Origin of the sequence: Anaerolinea thermophila UNI-1 (assembly GCF_000199675.1) — a bacterium.
Classification (GTDB): domain Bacteria; phylum Chloroflexota; class Anaerolineae; order Anaerolineales; family Anaerolineaceae; genus Anaerolinea; species Anaerolinea thermophila.
The window spans coordinates 1,719,013-1,735,758 of record NC_014960.1 but is presented as its reverse complement, the minus strand read 5'-3'; the positions used below and the strand labels follow the sequence as shown (position 1 = coordinate 1,735,758).

The 16,746-nt window shown below is 44.2% G+C and carries 14 protein-coding genes, 1 other RNA gene and 1 pseudogene; 11 read left to right on the top strand and 5 right to left on the bottom strand.

What is annotated here, in order from left to right:
• Positions 1–22 precede the first annotated feature (22 nt).
• On the top strand, positions 23–1,141 hold the full coding sequence (locus tag ANT_RS07785) for a threonine synthase (protein WP_013559966.1): 1,119 nt from the start codon (positions 23–25) through the stop codon (positions 1,139–1,141).
• Here ANT_RS07785 and ANT_RS07780 read toward each other — a convergent pair.
• A complete protein-coding gene (locus ANT_RS07780; protein ID WP_041454830.1) occupies positions 1,130–2,629 on the bottom strand; it encodes a B12-binding domain-containing radical SAM protein in 1,500 nt (499 codons plus the stop codon). The two genes, ANT_RS07785 and ANT_RS07780, sit on opposite strands and share 12 nt — an antisense overlap.
• A 132-nt stretch (positions 2,630–2,761) precedes the next feature.
• On the opposite strand from ANT_RS07780, the pseudogene ANT_RS17020 reads away from it, so the two are divergent.
• A pseudogene (locus ANT_RS17020) lies at positions 2,762–3,559 on the top strand (COX15/CtaA family protein); the annotation flags it as partial.
• Positions 3,560–3,598: 39 nt separating this feature from the next.
• On the opposite strand, the gene ANT_RS17840 reads toward ANT_RS17020, so the two are convergent.
• Positions 3,599–4,486, bottom strand: coding sequence for an SDR family oxidoreductase (locus ANT_RS17840; protein ID WP_013559963.1), 888 nt, complete (start codon positions 4,484–4,486; stop codon positions 3,599–3,601).
• 9 nt (positions 4,487–4,495) lie between these two features.
• Positions 4,496–4,720 (bottom strand): FmdB family zinc ribbon protein, encoded by a 225-nt coding sequence (locus ANT_RS18060; RefSeq protein ID WP_041454829.1) that lies wholly within the window; start codon positions 4,718–4,720, stop codon positions 4,496–4,498.
• A 53-nt stretch (positions 4,721–4,773) separates the two neighbouring features.
• Here ANT_RS18060 and ANT_RS07765 point away from each other — a divergent pair, with 53 nt between their 5' ends.
• The 4 genes from ANT_RS07765 (at position 4,774) to typA (ending at position 9,489) form a co-directional block, all read left to right on the top strand.
• The gene (locus ANT_RS07765; RefSeq protein WP_041454828.1) at positions 4,774–5,952 is read left to right on the top strand and encodes a sensor histidine kinase; all 1,179 of its coding nucleotides are present in this window, start codon (positions 4,774–4,776) and stop codon (positions 5,950–5,952) included.
• A 5-nt stretch (positions 5,953–5,957) separates the two neighbouring features.
• Positions 5,958–6,611, top strand: coding sequence for a response regulator (locus ANT_RS07760; protein ID WP_013559961.1), 654 nt, complete (start codon positions 5,958–5,960; stop codon positions 6,609–6,611).
• 307 nt (positions 6,612–6,918) lie between these two features.
• Complete coding sequence (locus tag ANT_RS07755; RefSeq protein ID WP_172634592.1) at positions 6,919–7,548, top strand: hypothetical protein; 630 nt, start codon at positions 6,919–6,921, stop codon at positions 7,546–7,548.
• 90 nt (positions 7,549–7,638) lie between these two features.
• Positions 7,639–9,489 carry a translational GTPase TypA gene (gene typA, locus ANT_RS07750; protein ID WP_172634591.1) on the top strand — a complete coding sequence of 617 codons (1,851 nt, stop codon included), beginning with the start codon at positions 7,639–7,641 and terminating at the stop codon, positions 9,487–9,489.
• 21 nt (positions 9,490–9,510) lie between these two features.
• Here typA and ANT_RS07745 read toward each other — a convergent pair whose 3' ends face one another.
• Positions 9,511–9,789, bottom strand: coding sequence for a hypothetical protein (locus tag ANT_RS07745; RefSeq protein ID WP_013559958.1), 279 nt, complete (start codon positions 9,787–9,789; stop codon positions 9,511–9,513).
• 48 nt (positions 9,790–9,837) lie between these two features.
• Between ANT_RS07745 and ligA the strand changes: the two genes are divergently transcribed.
• Both ligA and ANT_RS07735 read left to right on the top strand, forming a co-directional pair.
• The gene (gene ligA / locus ANT_RS07740) at positions 9,838–11,862 is read left to right on the top strand and encodes an NAD-dependent DNA ligase LigA (RefSeq protein ID WP_013559957.1); all 2,025 of its coding nucleotides are present in this window, start codon (positions 9,838–9,840) and stop codon (positions 11,860–11,862) included.
• 14 nt (positions 11,863–11,876) lie between these two features.
• The gene (locus ANT_RS07735; RefSeq protein WP_041455440.1) at positions 11,877–13,073 is read left to right on the top strand and encodes a class I SAM-dependent rRNA methyltransferase; all 1,197 of its coding nucleotides are present in this window, start codon (positions 11,877–11,879) and stop codon (positions 13,071–13,073) included.
• A gap of 14 nt (positions 13,074–13,087) precedes the next feature.
• Here the strand turns inward: ANT_RS07735 and ssrA are convergent.
• Positions 13,088–13,476, bottom strand: a transfer-messenger RNA (tmRNA) gene (gene ssrA / locus ANT_RS16745).
• Positions 13,477–13,557: 81 nt separating this feature from the next.
• Here ssrA and ANT_RS07730 point away from each other — a divergent pair.
• From ANT_RS07730 to ANT_RS07720, 3 genes are all read left to right on the top strand, one after another.
• On the top strand, positions 13,558–14,490 hold the full coding sequence (locus ANT_RS07730) for a magnesium transporter CorA family protein (RefSeq protein ID WP_013559955.1): 933 nt from the start codon (positions 13,558–13,560) through the stop codon (positions 14,488–14,490).
• Between the two features lie 65 nt (positions 14,491–14,555).
• On the top strand, positions 14,556–16,061 hold the full coding sequence (purH, locus tag ANT_RS07725) for a bifunctional phosphoribosylaminoimidazolecarboxamide formyltransferase/IMP cyclohydrolase (protein WP_013559954.1): 1,506 nt from the start codon (positions 14,556–14,558) through the stop codon (positions 16,059–16,061).
• 63 nt (positions 16,062–16,124) lie between these two features.
• Positions 16,125–16,745: a helix-turn-helix domain-containing protein gene (locus ANT_RS07720; protein ID WP_013559953.1), complete on the top strand. Its 621-nt coding sequence runs from the start codon at positions 16,125–16,127 to the stop codon at positions 16,743–16,745.
• Position 16,746 lies beyond the last annotated feature (1 nt).

Here is a 16,746-nt window from a genome sequence, read left to right as displayed (position 1 = left end):
TATAACTGCGGGAGAAGAGATTATGAATTCATTTTTGAGATGCCTTTCGTGCCATGCGGTTTATGCTATCAATGAACCCATCTGGAAGTGTGCTTGTGGAGGGCTTTTGGATATTGAGGTAGATTTTTCAAGAACAAAGCAATGGGAGATTGTGAAATTTCCCGGCCTATGGAAGTATTTACCGTTTATTCCTCTTCCGGACAAGTCGATAATTATTACACTTGGAGAAGGACAGACTCCGATTATTCGGTATCTCTACAAGAATCAAGAAATTCTTATCAAGCAAGAACAACTTTTCCCGACGGGATCATACAAAGACCGAGGGGCTGCTGTGATGATCTCTGCAATCAGGGCAATGGGGATCAGGTCGGTGGTGGAGGATTCTTCGGGAAATGCGGGGTGTTCAGTTGCCGCATACTGTGCAAAGGCGGGTATTGATTGTTCGATTTATGTTCCTGCATCCACCTCACCCGCAAAGTTAATGCAGATTTCTGCCTATGGCGCCAGAGTGGTAAAAGTGGAAGGGACAAGAGAGGATACTGCCAGGATGGTACTGAGTGCCGCCAGTCAAAATTATTATGCCAGCCATTCCTGGAATCCGTTCTTCTTTCAGGGTACGAAGACTTTTGCTTATGAAGTTTGGGAACAAACCGAAGGTAAATTACCCGATGCAATTATCTTACCGGTTGGGAATGGCACATTATTTTTGGGGGTTTATAAGGGTTTTCATGATCTGTTGAGCATGGGGTTGATTGAAAAAATTCCTCGCATGGTGGGTGTACAAGCCAGCCTTTGTGCTCCGTTATCCCATTGGGAGAAACTTGACCTTGGTGGTATACCAATCGATGTAAATACCATTGCCGAAGGAATAGCCATTCAGAAACCCGTTCGGGGGGCTCAGATTATTGAGGCGCTTCACCAAACCCATGGAATGATTCTCGAAGTAGAGGAAGACGAGATTGAGATGGCTCTTCGCCTTGCTGTTGAACAAGGCTTTTTTGTGGAGCCTACTGGGGTGGTGGGTTTGGCGGGAACGATACAATATCTCAAGCGATTTCCTGAAGTGGGAAAGGTACTCACGGCATTCACTGGCCATGGATTAAAGTCTCCTGAGAAAATATTGAGCGTTTTAAGCCATTGATTCCTGTTGCTTAATATTCTTCTCGAAAATTTGTCGAAAATGGTATCCGTAAATGGAGAATGTGATGGCAAGAGGAAACTTTTGAGGGTGTTTGAGCAGTGTCCAAAAGAACAATTTCCAGAACTCTTTTCGCTCTTTGCCCTTTATGCCCAATTCCCAAATCGAGCGAAAGAACGCCATAATTTCTTCCGTATGTACCTGGACTGGACGTACTTCTGGGAGCGTATAATTTTCCAGAAAAGTTTTTACTCGAGAATAAAATCCTTCTGGTTTATATAATTCTTCTAAAAGCACATGATAGCCTGCTTGGAGCGCATTAAATCCCATTTTAGGAATGATATTCGTTGTGCCATTGGTATTGTCTCCTGATAACTCTTTGACAATTCTTCCTTCTTTTTCCATTCTTTCGTATAGTTTTGTTCCATAAGGAGCTTGAAGCAATCCCACCATAGCGGTTACGATTCCGCTTTTCTGGATAAATTCAATTTGCTTCTGAAATATATTTGGAGGATCATGATCAAAGCCGACAATAAACCCTCCCATCACTTGAAGCCCGTTTTTCTGGAGGGTTTGTACAGCGGTTAACAGGTCTCTCTTGAGGTTCTGTTTCTTGTTACACTCACTTAAACTGTCTTCAACAGGTGTTTCAATTCCTACAAATACTGAGACAAATCCAGCGGTGCGCATTAACTCCATGAGTTCGGGATCGTCTGCAAGGTTAATAGAGGCTTCAGTGATGAAGTGACAGCCCTTTTTATCTTTTCGCCATTCAATAAGCGCTGGTAGAATTTCTTCTTTGAGTTGTTTGCGATTCCCGATAAAGTTATCATCTACGAAGAAGATATTTCTTCTCCATCCTAATTGGTACATTTTGTCCAATTCTGCGAGGATCTGTTCAACGTTTTTGGTTCTGGGTCTATGCCCTAACATTGCTGTTACATTACAGAAGTCACAGTTAAATGGACATCCCCGAGAGTATTGAATACTGAGAGAATCATAAGCCTTGAGATCAATCAGTTCCCATCTAGGAACGGGAGATGTTTGCATATTTGCAAAAGATGTGGTCTGATAAATTCGATTGGCGTTCCCCGAAAGGAAATCCTTCAGGAATTGTGGCAGTGTAATTTCCCCTTCATTGAGTACAAAGTGATCGACCTGGGGGAACTGTTCCCACTCTCCAAGGAAAAGGGGACCACCCGCAACAACCTTTTTCCCAGCATCTTTACAACGCTGGATCACTTCATGAGCAGATTTTTTCTGTACCACCATGGCGCTAATCATGGCGAGATCTGCCCAGACGATGTCGTCGTGAGTGAGTGGAGAAACATTCAAATCGACAATTCGAATATTCCAATCTTCTGGTAAAAGCGATGCGATAGTAACTAATCCAAGTGGAGGAGATGAAGCTTTCTTTTGAATGAATTTCAGGGCATGCTTGAAACTCCAAAAAGTTTCAGGAAACTCAGGATAGATCAGCAACGCGTTCATTTCACCCATTCCTTCCTCGACTATAAGATTATGCAATTATGGTTTCTTTCGCCGGTGAGAAAAGTCGTATTTGAGGTAATATAAAGCCATAGACACGTCATATTACCTCTGAATAGATTTCCAGGAGGTTAGATGAAGAGAATATCCTTTTTTGCCTGGGGAGTGCTTGTTTATAACATTTTTGTTATCGTGTTTGGAGCATTTGTGCGAGCAACAGGAGCGGGTGCTGGATGTGGTTCTCATTGGCCTCTTTGTAACGGTGTGGTTATTCCTCGTTCTCCGCAAATTGAGACACTTATTGAGTGGACACATCGTCTGACCAGCGGAGTAACAGTTCTGTTGATTTTCGTGATGTTGTTGTGGGTTTGGCGGGTTGCCTGGGGGGAGAAAAAATTGCGTTATGCGGTTTTGGGGTCGGTATTCTTTATCCTTGTAGAGTCACTCATAGGGGCAGGGCTGGTGTTGTTTGGATTAGTGGGCGAAAATGCCTCGATGGCTAGAGCCATTTCCATGATGGCTCATCTGGTAAATACGTTTATGTTGTTGGCAAGTTTGACAGGAGTAGCCTGGTTTGCAACTTTCACTTTTTCGTCCGAAATCAGGAATGCAAAGCGAGTATCGGGCTGGCTTTTAGGGGCGTTGGGCATGTTGATTCTCGGGGCTTCTGGAGCTATTGCTGCTTTGGGGGATACTTTGTTCCCGTCAAGTTCCCTGCTGGAAGGCTTGCGAGCGGACTTTGATCCTTTAGCCCATTTCTTAATACGGTTGAGAGTGTTTCATCCGGCAATTGCTGTTGCAGTTGGTGGATACTTGATATTTTTTATCAGATACCTTGTCAGTCGAGAAATGTCCCCCTGGTTAAGAAAAATCGGATATGGCGTAATTACCTTGATCATTACCCAATGGGTTTTGGGAATTATCAATGTCATTACCCTCGCCCCTGTAGGTATACAGCTTTTCCATTTGCTCTTAACAACGTTGGTTTGGATTGGCTACGTCATTATAGGCATATTTTGTTGGAGAGGAAGCCACTTTTCGCTCCGCATCTCTGAGCATCCAATCCATGATGGGGTAAATGGGACCCCAGCCTAAGAATCCTGCCAAAAAATGCAATAAGGCAGTCTCTTTTCCAGGAGCGATTACATACTGCTGTTTGACGATTCCTGCCAGAATTGCTTGGGCAACCTCTTCGGCACTTACAGGGGATGCTGCCTCAGACAATGCCTTAACTACTGCCGGTTTAATTTTGTTTTCTTCTTCCAGCATTGGGGTTTGAGTATCTGGAGGATACACGATAGAGACCTTTACGTCTGTATGGAGAAGTTCAAGCCTGAGCGCGTCGGTTAATCCCTTGATGGCAAATTTGCTGGCGCCGTAAGCCGTGTAACCGGGAGTCCCAATAAATCCAGCAACTGAAGAGATATTAACAATGTGTCCAGAATTTCTTTCCAGCATACGCGGAAGTGTAGCCTTAATAGTTGCTACAGTCCCCAAATAATTGACTTCGATGATCTTGCGAAATTCTTCAATACTGATGTCATTAAAAAAGGCAGGCTTTGTAATCCCTGCCGAATTTACGACAATGTCGGGAACACCAACAGTATCCAGGGTTTGCATTAGCAGAGGAATATAAATCTCATGCTGGCTTACATCGGCCTGGAGAGGAATAATTTCTTGGCTTTTGTCGGGAAAGGATCGAGAAATCTCGTCCATTGCCCGTGTTAGTTTATCCTTGTTTCTGCCCACAATGATAATCTTAGAACCCAGTTCGGCGAATTTCTTAGCTAATGCCAGTCCTATTCCACTGGAACCGCCGGTAATCAGAACAAGATTAAGGAGAGGTTTTTTCTTTCCCATTGGGTATACCTAGTGATGTCCACAAGTGGAACAAGATCCTCCGCTACAGCTATTGCACCCGGATGAACCGGCAACTTGACGACCATCCGATTGTGCAAAAAACACAGATAATACCCGGCTGGTGTTTTCACTGTGGCAGAATTTACAGGCAATAGGGGAATCAGCATCTTTTAGAGAGCGAAGAGAATCAAATTTTTTACCGCAGTCTTTACACTGGTACTCGTATAAAGGCATAGTGAATTTACTCCTCAAGACAAACTATAGTAACCCCATTATAATAACCTGTGATGAAAACGGAAACCCCATTCTTAAGAACTGGTACAGGCGTAGATTTGGCATTTGCCGTGATGGTTTTAGCGGGGTATTTCACTACATTCACTTCTGTTCGCTCTTTGTCTTTTGAGTGGCTTACTCTGATGATTTTGTTGGGGATTGGCTATTTGACAACCGGTGTGTACGGGTATGCCCGTGTTGCTCACGATGATCGCCTTCTCATTCGGGTGGGATATTTTTTATTACAAATTCCTTTAGGAGCGTTATCCATAATTCTCTCAGGCCAGGTGGGCTTTAATGCCATTATTTTGTTGCCCCTGGTTGGACACAGCGTATTTTTACTCCCTGAGGCGTGGAAGTATCTTATTAACCTTTTAATAGTCTTTTCATACGGGGCGATTGTGCATTTGATGACTGCTTCCTGGGAGTTTGTATGGGCAAGCGTGCCTGTTTTTGGGGCTGGGCAGGTTTTTATCCTCGTGTTCACCCAAATGATGCTGAACGAGGAAAAAGCAAGGCGAGAAATTGAGTCTCTGGTTGTTCAACTCAGGGAAGCCAATGACCGATTGCGTGAATATGCTATTCAGGCGGAAGAATTAGCCATTGTGAAAGAGCGGAATCGTCTTGCCAGAGAAATCCACGACGGGCTTGGGCATTATCTCACCACATTGAATATGCAAATCAAGGCTGCCAGTGCTGTGTTGGAAACCGACTTGGAGGCAGCGCGTCAATTGTTGGCAAAAGCGGAGGGCGTAACCCATAAGGCTTTGCTGGATATCCGGCAATCGGTCAGAGCATTGAGAGACCCATCATTGCCTGTGAAAAGTGTTGAAGAAATTCTTGCAGGATTGTTGGAAGAATGTGAACATTCTGGCATTCATACGCTTATGGAGGTGAAGGGAGAGCCTCGTAAGGTTGATCAGGAATTAAAGGCTTCGATTATACGTCTTGTCCAAGAAAGTATCAGCAATACCCTCAAACATTCCAAAGCCACGCTCTATCAACTTGTTTTGGATTACCAGTCGGATTGTATAATTCTTGAGATGAAAGATAATGGGGTTGGCGGTGAGATTTCAGCAGTTGGCTTTGGGTTGCTTGGAATGCAAGAACGCGTAGCCCTGTTGAAAGGTAAAATGGAAATCGCTACTACAAACGGGGCAGGCTTTTCAATAAAGATTATTCTCCCAGGATAAAAAATATGAGCATCCGAGTTTTGATTGTTGATGACCAGTCACTGTTCCGTGAGGGGTTGAAAACCTTATTGACCGCACAGAAGGATTTTGAGGTGGTGGGAGAAGCCTCTAATGGTGAAGAGGCTTTGCGATTGATTGCCAATAATCACCCTCATGTGGTCTTAATGGATTTGAGAATGCCGGTTCTCGATGGTGTGAGAGCCACTGGAAGAATTCGAGAACTTTTTCCAGAGGTCAGAGTGATTATTCTCACCACCTTTGACGATGATGATTTGGTTTTTGATGGCTTGAGGGCGGGTGCTATTGGGTATTTACTTAAAGATGTGTCTTCAGATAATCTATTTGAGGCTGTTCGTGCAGCATATCGAGGTGAATACTTTCTTCAACCTTCCATTACTGCAAAGGTAGTTGCGGAGTTTGCTCGTTCTCCACGGCCTTCCAGCGCAAAGATGGCTGAATTAACCGAACCATTATCTCCACGGGAAATTGAGGTGCTCTTCTTGGTGGCAGAGGGAAAGAGTAATCGAGAAATTGCTGAGCAACTGGTTATTTCAGAAGGTACTGTGAAGAACCATCTGTCCAGCATCCTCAGCAAACTTGGGGCAAAGGACCGCCTTCAAGCGGTAATTCGGGCCCGCGAAGCAGGAATTTTACGGTGAATTTAGCCGGTGAATATTACTGCAGTCACATTTCGTTATTTCATAAATCAAGTATTCTCTACTCATGAGCATTTTGGGTATGATAAATGATTTCAGGAATCATGTAAGATCGGGTATCATCAGGCGTCCGGTTTGGGAAAAAATTAACGGTGCTGCCTTCATTGTGCTGGGTTTGCTGGCTCTCATTGCACAACTATTGCATATTCCCTATTTTTGGGGTATTGCTTTTGTGGGAATGGGGCTTGTTTTTACCTTGGGAGGGTGGCGATTTTCCTTCCCAGTATACGTTTATCTGGGAAATTTGATTATGGCGTTGGGCATTGGCATGCTTCTTTTGTTGTCGTCCGGCGCTATAACGTTTGAGAAGTTGGGCAACCTGTTCGGAGTGATTTCGTCGGGGTTTTTTATCGCCTCTCTGGCTGTTTATTTACGGTTTAAGCGTTTTTTCTGGTGGAGTCTTTTCCCAACCGCTGTGTTCGGAGGGTTATCAGTAGTTTTTGTGTTCACTTCCTCCCGTTGGGTAGATTTTGTTTTCTGGATGGGGATTTTATTGGGGGTGGCTTTCCTTTTATCGGGAGGATATCTTAAGCTCGTTGGGTTGGTTATTCCTGGATGCCTTTTGAGTGCTATAGGACTTGGAGTGCATTTTGGTTTTGGAGTTGGGGAATCTACTTCAATTATCAGTGATGTGGGGGTGTTATTGCTCTGGTTTGCCGCGGGTTGGGGGGCAATTCCTTTATTTGCACGTTGGTGGTGTGATTACTTGCCCTTGTGGCCTATGATTCCCGCCGGAGTCATTGGGATTGTGGGGTTGGGATTATTTATAGGGGGTAATCCTGATAATGCTGCCTTTTTCATCGGAAACACCAGCGCGGTGCTTTTTATTGCAATTGGACTGTACTTGATTCTTCTACGGCGAGGGATGCATTCTGGATAATTTCCCTCTTGTGTTATGAAAAATCTCTGGTAAGATTAGTGCGCCCCGGAGCAGTTTCCGGGGTCTGTTTTGTGTGTTAAGGAAGGTAATATGCTGGTAAGAAGAAATGAAATTAGAAATATCGCAATTATTGCTCATGTAGATCACGGAAAAACCACTCTGGTGGATGGAATGCTTCGTCAGGCTAGGGTATTTCGTGAAAACCAGTTCGTTATGGAAAGGGTTCTCGATTCAAATGCATTGGAAAGAGAACGTGGAATTACAATTCTGGCAAAGCATACGGCTGTGGAGATTCCGGATGAGAATGGGCGGTTAGTCAAAATTAACATTGTAGATACCCCGGGCCACGCCGACTTTGGTGGGGAAGTAGAGCGGGTCATGAATATGGTGGATGGGGTATTGTTACTGGTAGATGCCGCCGAGGGCCCTATGCCTCAAACACGCTTTGTCTTGAAAAAAGCGTTGGAAAGGGGACATCGTGCTATTGTTGTTATCAATAAAATGGATCGCAAGGATGCTGAACCTGATCGAACCTTAAATCAAACGTTTGATTTGTTTATTGAGCTGGGTGCCACCGAAGAACAGGCAGAATTTCCAGTTATATACGCCAACGGTTTAACCGGACAATCCGGTACTACCCCTGAAATGGGTCCGGACCTTCACCCGCTGTTTGAGGCAATTCTAAAGCATATTCCCGCTCCTGTAGTTGATGCGGAGTCTCCTTTCCAGTTATTGGTTACTAACTTGTTTTATGATGAATATCGTGGAATGAGTGCAATCGGAAGGATTCATGCCGGCAAGATTTTTGCTGGACAAACCATTGCGCGAATCAAACGGAGTGGTGAGATTGTTCCTGAAAAAGCACGTTACCTGTTCGTTTATCAAGGATTGGAGAAACGTGAAGTAGAGCAGGCTGAAGCCGGGGAAATCATTGTAGTTTCTGGATTGGAAAATGTGGAAATTGGGGAAACTCTTGCTGATTTTAACGAGCCCGTTGCTCTTCCTCCCATTGAAGTTGAAGAGCCTACAGTCCGAATGACTTTTGGGGTAAACACCTCTCCGTTTGCTGGTAAAGAAGGCAAGTGGGGCACATCAAGAAAATTGAGGGAACGTTTGTTTGAGGAAGCCCGAAATAATGTGGCGCTTCGAGTGGAAGAAACAGATACTTCTGACGCTTTTCTGGTTTCAGGAAGAGGTGAATTGCAGTTGGCAATTCTTATAGAAACCATGCGCCGTGAAGGGTATGAGTTTCAAGTCTCTCGCCCTGAGGTGATTTTCCGTCAGGGAGAAAATGGTGAAACCCTGGAGCCCTATGAAGAATTACACATTGATACTAGCCCTGATACCGTTGGAACGGTTGTGGAAATGCTGGGTTCGCGTCGTGGCAAAATGATTAATATGACGGACAATTCGGATAACACCGTCCATCTCACTTATCTGATTCCTACCAGAGGACTTTTAGGGTTTCGATATCAATTTCTGACCGCCACCAAAGGAATGGGGGTAATGAATACTCTGTTTCATGGCTATGAAGAACTGGCTGGCCCTATTCCTTCCCGGTTGACAAATTCCATAGTGGCATGGGAGACAGGAGTAACCACAAATTATGGCTTAAAAAATGCTGAAGAAAGGGGAACTTTGTTTGTTGGTCCAGGAGTACCAGTTTACGAAGGAATGGTTGTTGGAGAAACTCAGCGAGGTTCTGAGGTTGTTGTAAATGTCTGTAAAAAGAAACACCTGACAAATATGCGTTCCTCCAACAAGGACATTGAAGTTCGTCTTACACCTCCTCGCGTCATGAGTCTTGACGAAGCCATTGAGTTTTTGGCGGATGATGAATTACTGGAGGTGACTCCATTGAGTTTCCGCATTCGTAAGAAGATTCTGGATACTGAGGAGCGTGGAAAACAAGCCAAACGAGAAAAAGAATTGTTTGATTGAAGAATAGCAATCGGGAGGTTTTCAGCCTCCCGATGATTTTTTCTTCCGCTTTAAAAATAATTGCCTTAGCCCTTTTTTGATTTGGGAATATAACATAGAGACAAGCAGAATGAGTAAAAAACCGGCAATGGTCCATCCAAAAGGTGGATGAATGCTTGTCTCTTCTCCCACAAAGGGGTTTTCGAATGTAGGTGTGGGTTTATAAAACAGAAAAACCCCGGGGAAATTATAGAGGACTTTTATCATAAGTTGAAAAAAGAGCATGGGAGAAATTTTACCAAATCTTTGGATGAACTTCACGCTTGTCTGATAAAATCATTTTGAGGATCCCAAATGGTGGAGGAATAAATGTCCCAGGACCCTTTGTATCAGGAATATGAGAACTTAAAAAAACAGATTCATTATCACGACTATCGTTATTATGTTCTGGATGATCCAGTTATCAGCGATGCTGAATATGACCGTTTAATACTTCGGTTAAAGCAGATAGAATTTGCTCACCCTGAATGGATAACTCCTGATTCTCCCAGTCAGCGTGTTGGCGGAATGCCCCAGGATAAATTCAATAAAGTACGTCATCCTTCGCCAATTCTTAGCCTGGCAAATGGTTTTGAAAAATCAGATGTGCTTGCCTGGATAGAACGGATTCGCAAGTTGGATGCGCGGGTTGCTACCGCAGATTTTGTTCTTGAGCCCAAAATTGATGGTTTAACCGTGGTTTTGACTTATCAGAACGGTGTGTTTGTTCAAGGAGCGACTCGTGGTGATGGCGAAGTTGGGGAAGATATCACCGCAAATTTAAGGACGATTAGAAGTTTACCCCTGGTGATTCCCGTTGAGCAGAATAACGTTCCTGTGCCTGAGTGGGTTGTGGTTCGTGGTGAAGCATTTATGTTTATCAAAGATTTTGAAGAATTGAATAAAAGGCTGGAGCAAAGTGGGGAGAAAACCTACCTAAATCCACGGAACACCGCTGCAGGTTCTTTAAGACAACTGGATCCTTCCTTAACTGCTTCTCGTCCGATAAACATTTTCGTGTATGCTATTGTTGCATCAAGTGCTCCCCTGCCTCAAACACAGTGGGAGCAATTGCAAACACTGAAAGCCTGGGGGTTTCCGGTAGCCAGCGATGTCCAGTACTGTGCTTCTGTTGAAGAAGTTCTTAAAGGGTTAGACCAATGGCGTGAAAAAAGAGACACTCTCCCTTATGAAGCAGATGGAGTCGTAATCAAAATAAATGATCTTGAACTTGCCTCTTCACTTGGATATGTAGGTAAAGACCCACGGGGAGCTTTAGCCTTCAAGTTCCCTGCCAGAGAAATCAGCACCCGTCTCCTTGATATTGGTGTGAATGTTGGTAGAACTGGAGTGCTTACCCCTTATGCCATCCTGGAACCCGTCGAAATTGGTGGGGTTATCGTCAAGCAAGCCACTTTACACAATTTTGATTTTATTCGTGAAAAAGATATTCGTATTGGCGACCGCGTGATGGTCAAAAGGGCAGGGGATGTGATTCCTTATGTGATTGGTCCGATTGTGGAGTTGCGTACGGGAGATGAAAGGGTATTTATCCCACCAGAAATGTGTCCAGCATGCGGGCAGCCTGTTTCTCACGTTGAGGGGGAAGTGGCATGGTATTGTCTCAATGTAACCTGTCCAGCACAAATTATTCGGAATGTGGAGCATTTTGTCTCACGGGGGGCAATGGACATTGTTGGATTGGGGATCAAGATTGTTGAGCAATTGGTAGAAAAGGGGTTTGTCCAGAGCCCGGCAGATTTGTACTTTTTAAGTAAAGAAGATTTATTGACCTTGGAAGGTTTTGCTGATAAGAAGGCTGAAAATATCTTGCAGGCAATTCAAAATTCCCGTTCTCGTCCATTATCCAGATTGATTACTGCATTGGGGATTCGTGGGGTCGGTGAGGTGATGGCTGGTGAACTTGCCAAACATTTCAAGAATCTGGATGCTCTTTCTAAAGCAACCGTGCAGCAGTTAATGGAAATTGAGGGAGTAGGTCCGAATATTGCGCAATCGATTGTGGAATGGTTCACTCACTCGGGAAATCAGGAATTCCTGCGTAAATTACGTGAGGCGGGCGTATGGCCCACTGAACAAACACCTGTGGAAAGTGTAGAAAGTTTACCCCTTGCTGGCTTAACTTTTGTGGTGACCGGGACCCTTAAAGAGTTTTCTCGTGAGGGGATTAAGGGTTATCTTGAGCGTTTAGGGGCTAAAGTCACCGATAGTGTTTCTAGGAATACCTCGTATCTTCTGGTTGGGGAAAATCCCGGTTCAAAGTTAGAAAAGGCTCGGCAACTTGGAGTCAGGATAATTACAGAAGAAGAATTGAAGCAACTTGTATCAAAATGATAGGGAGTTCTTTGGTGAAAAAAATAATTTTGAAACCCGGAAGAGAAAAGAGTCTGCTCCAGAGACATCCCTGGGTGTTTTCTGGGGCTGTGGAAAAGGTGATTGGAAATCCTGAGATAGGTGAAACGGTAGCAGTTTGCGATAGCGCTGGACATTTTCTGGGATGGGGGGCTTACAGTCCCTCTTCACAAATTCGAGTTCGTGTTTGGTCATTTGATGAAGAAGAAAAAATTTCTGCGGAGTTTTTCTATAATCGTATACAAACTGCTCTTTGGATTAGGGAAAAAAGTGTTCTTTTGCGTGATACTAATGCCTATCGGCTGGTTCACGCTGAGTCGGATGGTTTGCCCGGATTGATAGTAGACCGGTATTCAGATTGGTTGGTGGTTCAATTTCTTTCTGCAGGCGCAAATTACTGGAAAAAAGAAATTGTGTCAGTTTTATCAGAACTTGGAGTAGGTGGAATTTACGAACGGTCTGACGTAGAGGTGCGGAGATTGGAAGGTTTGAGTGAAACCAGAGGGGTGTTATGGGGGAAAGAACCACCGTCAATAATCAGGGTAAAAGAAAATGGCTTTCAGTTTGCAATAGATATTCAGACAGGGCAAAAGACCGGATTTTACCTCGATCAACGAGTAAATCGTGAAAGACTTCAAGAGTATTGCCAGGGAAAAGATGTTTTGAACTGTTTTTGTTACACTGGGGGATTTACAGTTTATGCATTAGCGGGTGGCGCGAACAGTGTTCTCTCAATCGATTCTTCTGATGGAGCACTTGCATTAGCGGACGAAAATGTAAAGCTCAATCAATTGCCTGAAGAGAGAAATCGCTGGTTAGAAGCGGATGTTTTCCTTGCATTGCGAAAGTTTCGGGATGAAGGGCGTTCGTTTGATTTAATTGTTCTGGATCCGCCTAAATTTGCTTCCACTGCGGCACAGGCACAACGTGCGGCTAGAGGATATAAAGATATCAATTTGTTAGCCATTAAGTTGCTTAAACCAGGTGGAATTTTGTTCACTTTTTCTTGTTCAGGTGGAATTACACCGGAATTGTTTCAGAAAATTGTGGCTGGGGCTGCAATAGATGCCAGAGCGGATGTCCAGATTCTTGAGCGGCTCTACCAGAGCCCTGATCATCCTGTGTTGTTAACTTTTCCAGAAGGAGAATATCTCAAGGGACTGGTTTGTATAAAACGACCCACAGACCATTAACATAGTCTGTGGGACAGTGGAGATGGCGGGAATTGAACCCGCGTCCGAAAGATTCGACCCTCGGACATCTACGAGCGTAGCTGGTCCTCTATCTCGTCGAGACCTCAGGATCAGCAGGAAAGGTGCTCGACCAGTCGCTAAGGCCCGAAAGCCCTCTTTCGTTCAGTCCGCGACCTTCCTGAACGGCACCCTGACTTTCTCACGCCTACTCAACCTCCGGCCAGGGAGCGGGGTTGGTAGACGTCACCCCGTAGGGTGAATTGCCATCGCTGACTGAATTAGGCAGCCAGCGGGAGGGCGGAGTAAGTGCGATTGGCACTTTTTTGTGTACTGATTTTACGAGTTCGGTACCTCTCGGCTCGCAGTCCGGGACCAGCCTCTTCCGTCGAAGCCGATCATCCCCGGATGCGCTAATTATAATGCATTTTTTCATATTGAGATTAAAATGATAAGGTATGGATGGACTCTGGGCTCTGGAGGGTGTATGCTGGTGATCTATAAAAATACTGAGGCAGGATTGGAAGAAATCACTGAAGCAGTGACAGGGTGCTGGATCAATGTGATTGATCCGGAGCAAGAGGAAATTGAACAATTGGTTGAATTGGGCGTGCCTCAGGATTTTATCACATACGCGCTAGACCTGGACGAACAATCTCGTGCCGAGAAAGAGGATGATGGTACTTTACTGGTGTTATTGCGAATTCCGTATTTCCAGGGTGCAAAGATGGATGTGCCTTATCGCACGATCCCTTTGGGAATTGTGATCACTTCGCGTTTTATTGTAACAATTTGCCGTTTACAAAATGATATTATCCAGGAGTTTTGCTCAGGGAGAATCAAAGGACTTTCCACAGCCAAAAGGAATCGATTTACATTGCGAGTTTTGCTTTCTACAGCGAGTAAGTTCTTGCTATACCTCAAGGAAATTAATAAAGTGGTAGAAACGTTGGAAGACCTGATTACCTTATCCTCAAGAAATCGGGATATTCTTGAATTGCTTAAGTACCAAAAAAGTTTGGTCTATTTTACAACTGCCTTACGAGCAAATGAGTTAATGATGGAACGTCTTCAACGCTGGCAGATTTTCAAAGCCTATCCAGACGATGAGGATTTGTTAGAGGATGTGATAACCGAAAATCGTCAGGCGCTTGAAATGGTGGAAATTTCAAGTAACATTCTGAGCTCTATGATGGATGCGTTTGCCTCTATGATTTCAAATAATTTGAACGAGGTTATGAAATTTTTGGCTTCGATAACAATCATTTTGAGTATTCCTACGATTGTGACGAGTTTTTTTGGGATGAACGTGGATTTGCCCGTCCAGGATCACCCCCTGGCTGCGCTATTTGTGATAATTATATCGATTGTAATTTCTGCTGTAGTGGTGAGTATTTTCAGAAGACGTGATTGGTTCTAAAAAACTGAACCATGTTGGTAATTGTTTAAGTGTAGACCTGGCTTTCAAAAGGGAGACTTAAGAGTATGCCTAATGCACTCATTTCCGTTACAGATAAATCACAACTGGTGGAATTTGCGCAGGAACTTGTAACGTTAGGATGGGTTATATGGGCTTCAGGAGGAACATCAAACGAACTTCGAAAAAATAGTATTACGGTTAACGAGTTGTCTGATTATACTGGCATGGGTGAAATGCTTGGGGGAAGGGTAAAGACGCTTCACCCGGCGATATATGCAGGAATTCTGGCTAGAGATATCCATGAAGATGAAAAGGTACTTGCAAATAATAATTGGTTGAGGTTTGATTTAGTTGTTGTAAATTTATATCCATTTGAAAAAAAGGTTCAATCACCAAATATTGATTTGAGCGAAGCAATAGAAAACATTGATATTGGGGGAGTGGCTCTGCTTCGAGCAGCGGCAAAAAATTTTCAGAGGGTGCTTGTTGTTTGTGATCCTGCTGATTATTCTGTTGTCATTGATGCTCTAAAAAGTGGTCAAAATACGGAGACCTTACGGCGTTCTCTGGCTTGGAAAGCCTTCGGAGTGACCAGTAGGTATGATGCTTTCATCGCTGGCTTTCTCAGTTCAGGTGAAGTTTACCCGCTCAATCTATACAGATGTCAAAACCTCAGATATGGTGAAAATCCCCATCAGCAAGCGATTTTTTACTCTTTTAGCCCGAACGAGAAGCCATTCGATGGACGGGTTCTTCAAGGGAAAGAGTTGTCTTATAACAATATTTTAGATGTGGATGCCGGTTGGAGGGTGGTGTCTTCGTTTGACGAACCCACTGTCGCCATTATTAAGCATCTTTCCCCCTGTGGAATTGCCAGTGCAAATACTGTGGCAGAAGCATACCGGCAAGCACTGGAATGTGATCCGGTTTCTGCTTTTGGGGGGATTGTTGCCAGCAATCGTGTTATTGATGAGACCGCCGCTATCCAAATGAAGGATTTGTTTATAGAATGTATTGTTTCTCCAGGATTTACCAGCGAAGCCATGGAAATTTTATCCAGGAAAAAGAATTGCCGGGTGATAGAAATTCCAATCTCTACACAATATTCAAATGAACAATGGGAGTTGCGTTCTGTCTATCACGGGGTTCTCCGTCAAAGTGTTGATTGGGGTGATCCTCATGGGACAGAATGGCGCGTAGTAACCTCAAAACATCCTGATCAGGAACAAATGGTTGCCCTTAAGTTTGCCTGGAAGGCTTGTCAACACGTAAAATCGAATGCAATTGTTCTGGCAAAAGGAAAATCCACAGTGGGTATTGGTGGAGGGCAACCCAACAGAGTTCAAAGTGTTCGTATAGCCATTGAAAATGCTGGAGAAAGAGCAAGAGGTGCAGTAATGGCATCCGATGCATTTTTCCCGTTTCCTGATTCAATTGAAGTGGCGGCAAAGGCTGGAATAGGGGCAATTATTCAGCCTGGGGGATCGGTCAGAGATAACGACGTAATCCGTGCGGCAGACAATTCAGGTATTGCCATGATTTTCACAGGGGTGAGACATTTTAAGCACTAAGGCGAGAAAGTGTGAGGCAAATCAACGACTAAATTTCGTATAGCCACAGAAGGAAAAAAAGCAATGGAAGGATTTGACAAACAAGCAGAATCTATCGACGTCGGGCAAAGGCTAAGGGCGCTCCGAGAGGAAAGGAACATTTCCATCCGTGCACTTGCCCGCCTGAGTGGATTATCCGCCAATGCCTTAAGCATGATCGAAAGGGGAATGACATCCCCCTCAGTAAGCACTCTAAACAAACTGGCTATTGCTCTTAAAGTTCCTGTGACGGCTTTCTTCCGTACGATGCCGGTGAAGGAAGCAGTGGTTTTCCGAAAAGCAAGCGAGAGAACACGTATCCCTTTTCTAAGAGGTATGATGGAAGGGTTAGGGGGAGAGCATTTTATAGGGAGAGTGGAAGCATTTTTGTTAACCCTGGAAAATGGCGGTAACAGTGGACCAAGTTACATTGTGCATAGCGGACATGAGTTAGTGTTTTGTTTGAGGGGAAAACTGGAATATGATGTGGAAGGAAAAACATACCTGCTGGAGCCTGGAGATAGCATGTTATTTTCAGCGAGTTTAAAGCATCGTTGGCGAAATTCCGGAACAACCGTTGTTAATGCGTTGATTGTAATCAGCGGTTTTCATGAGGAGGAATATCCTTTCGAATATCATCTTTCCAATTTGAGCCAGGAAACGTAGG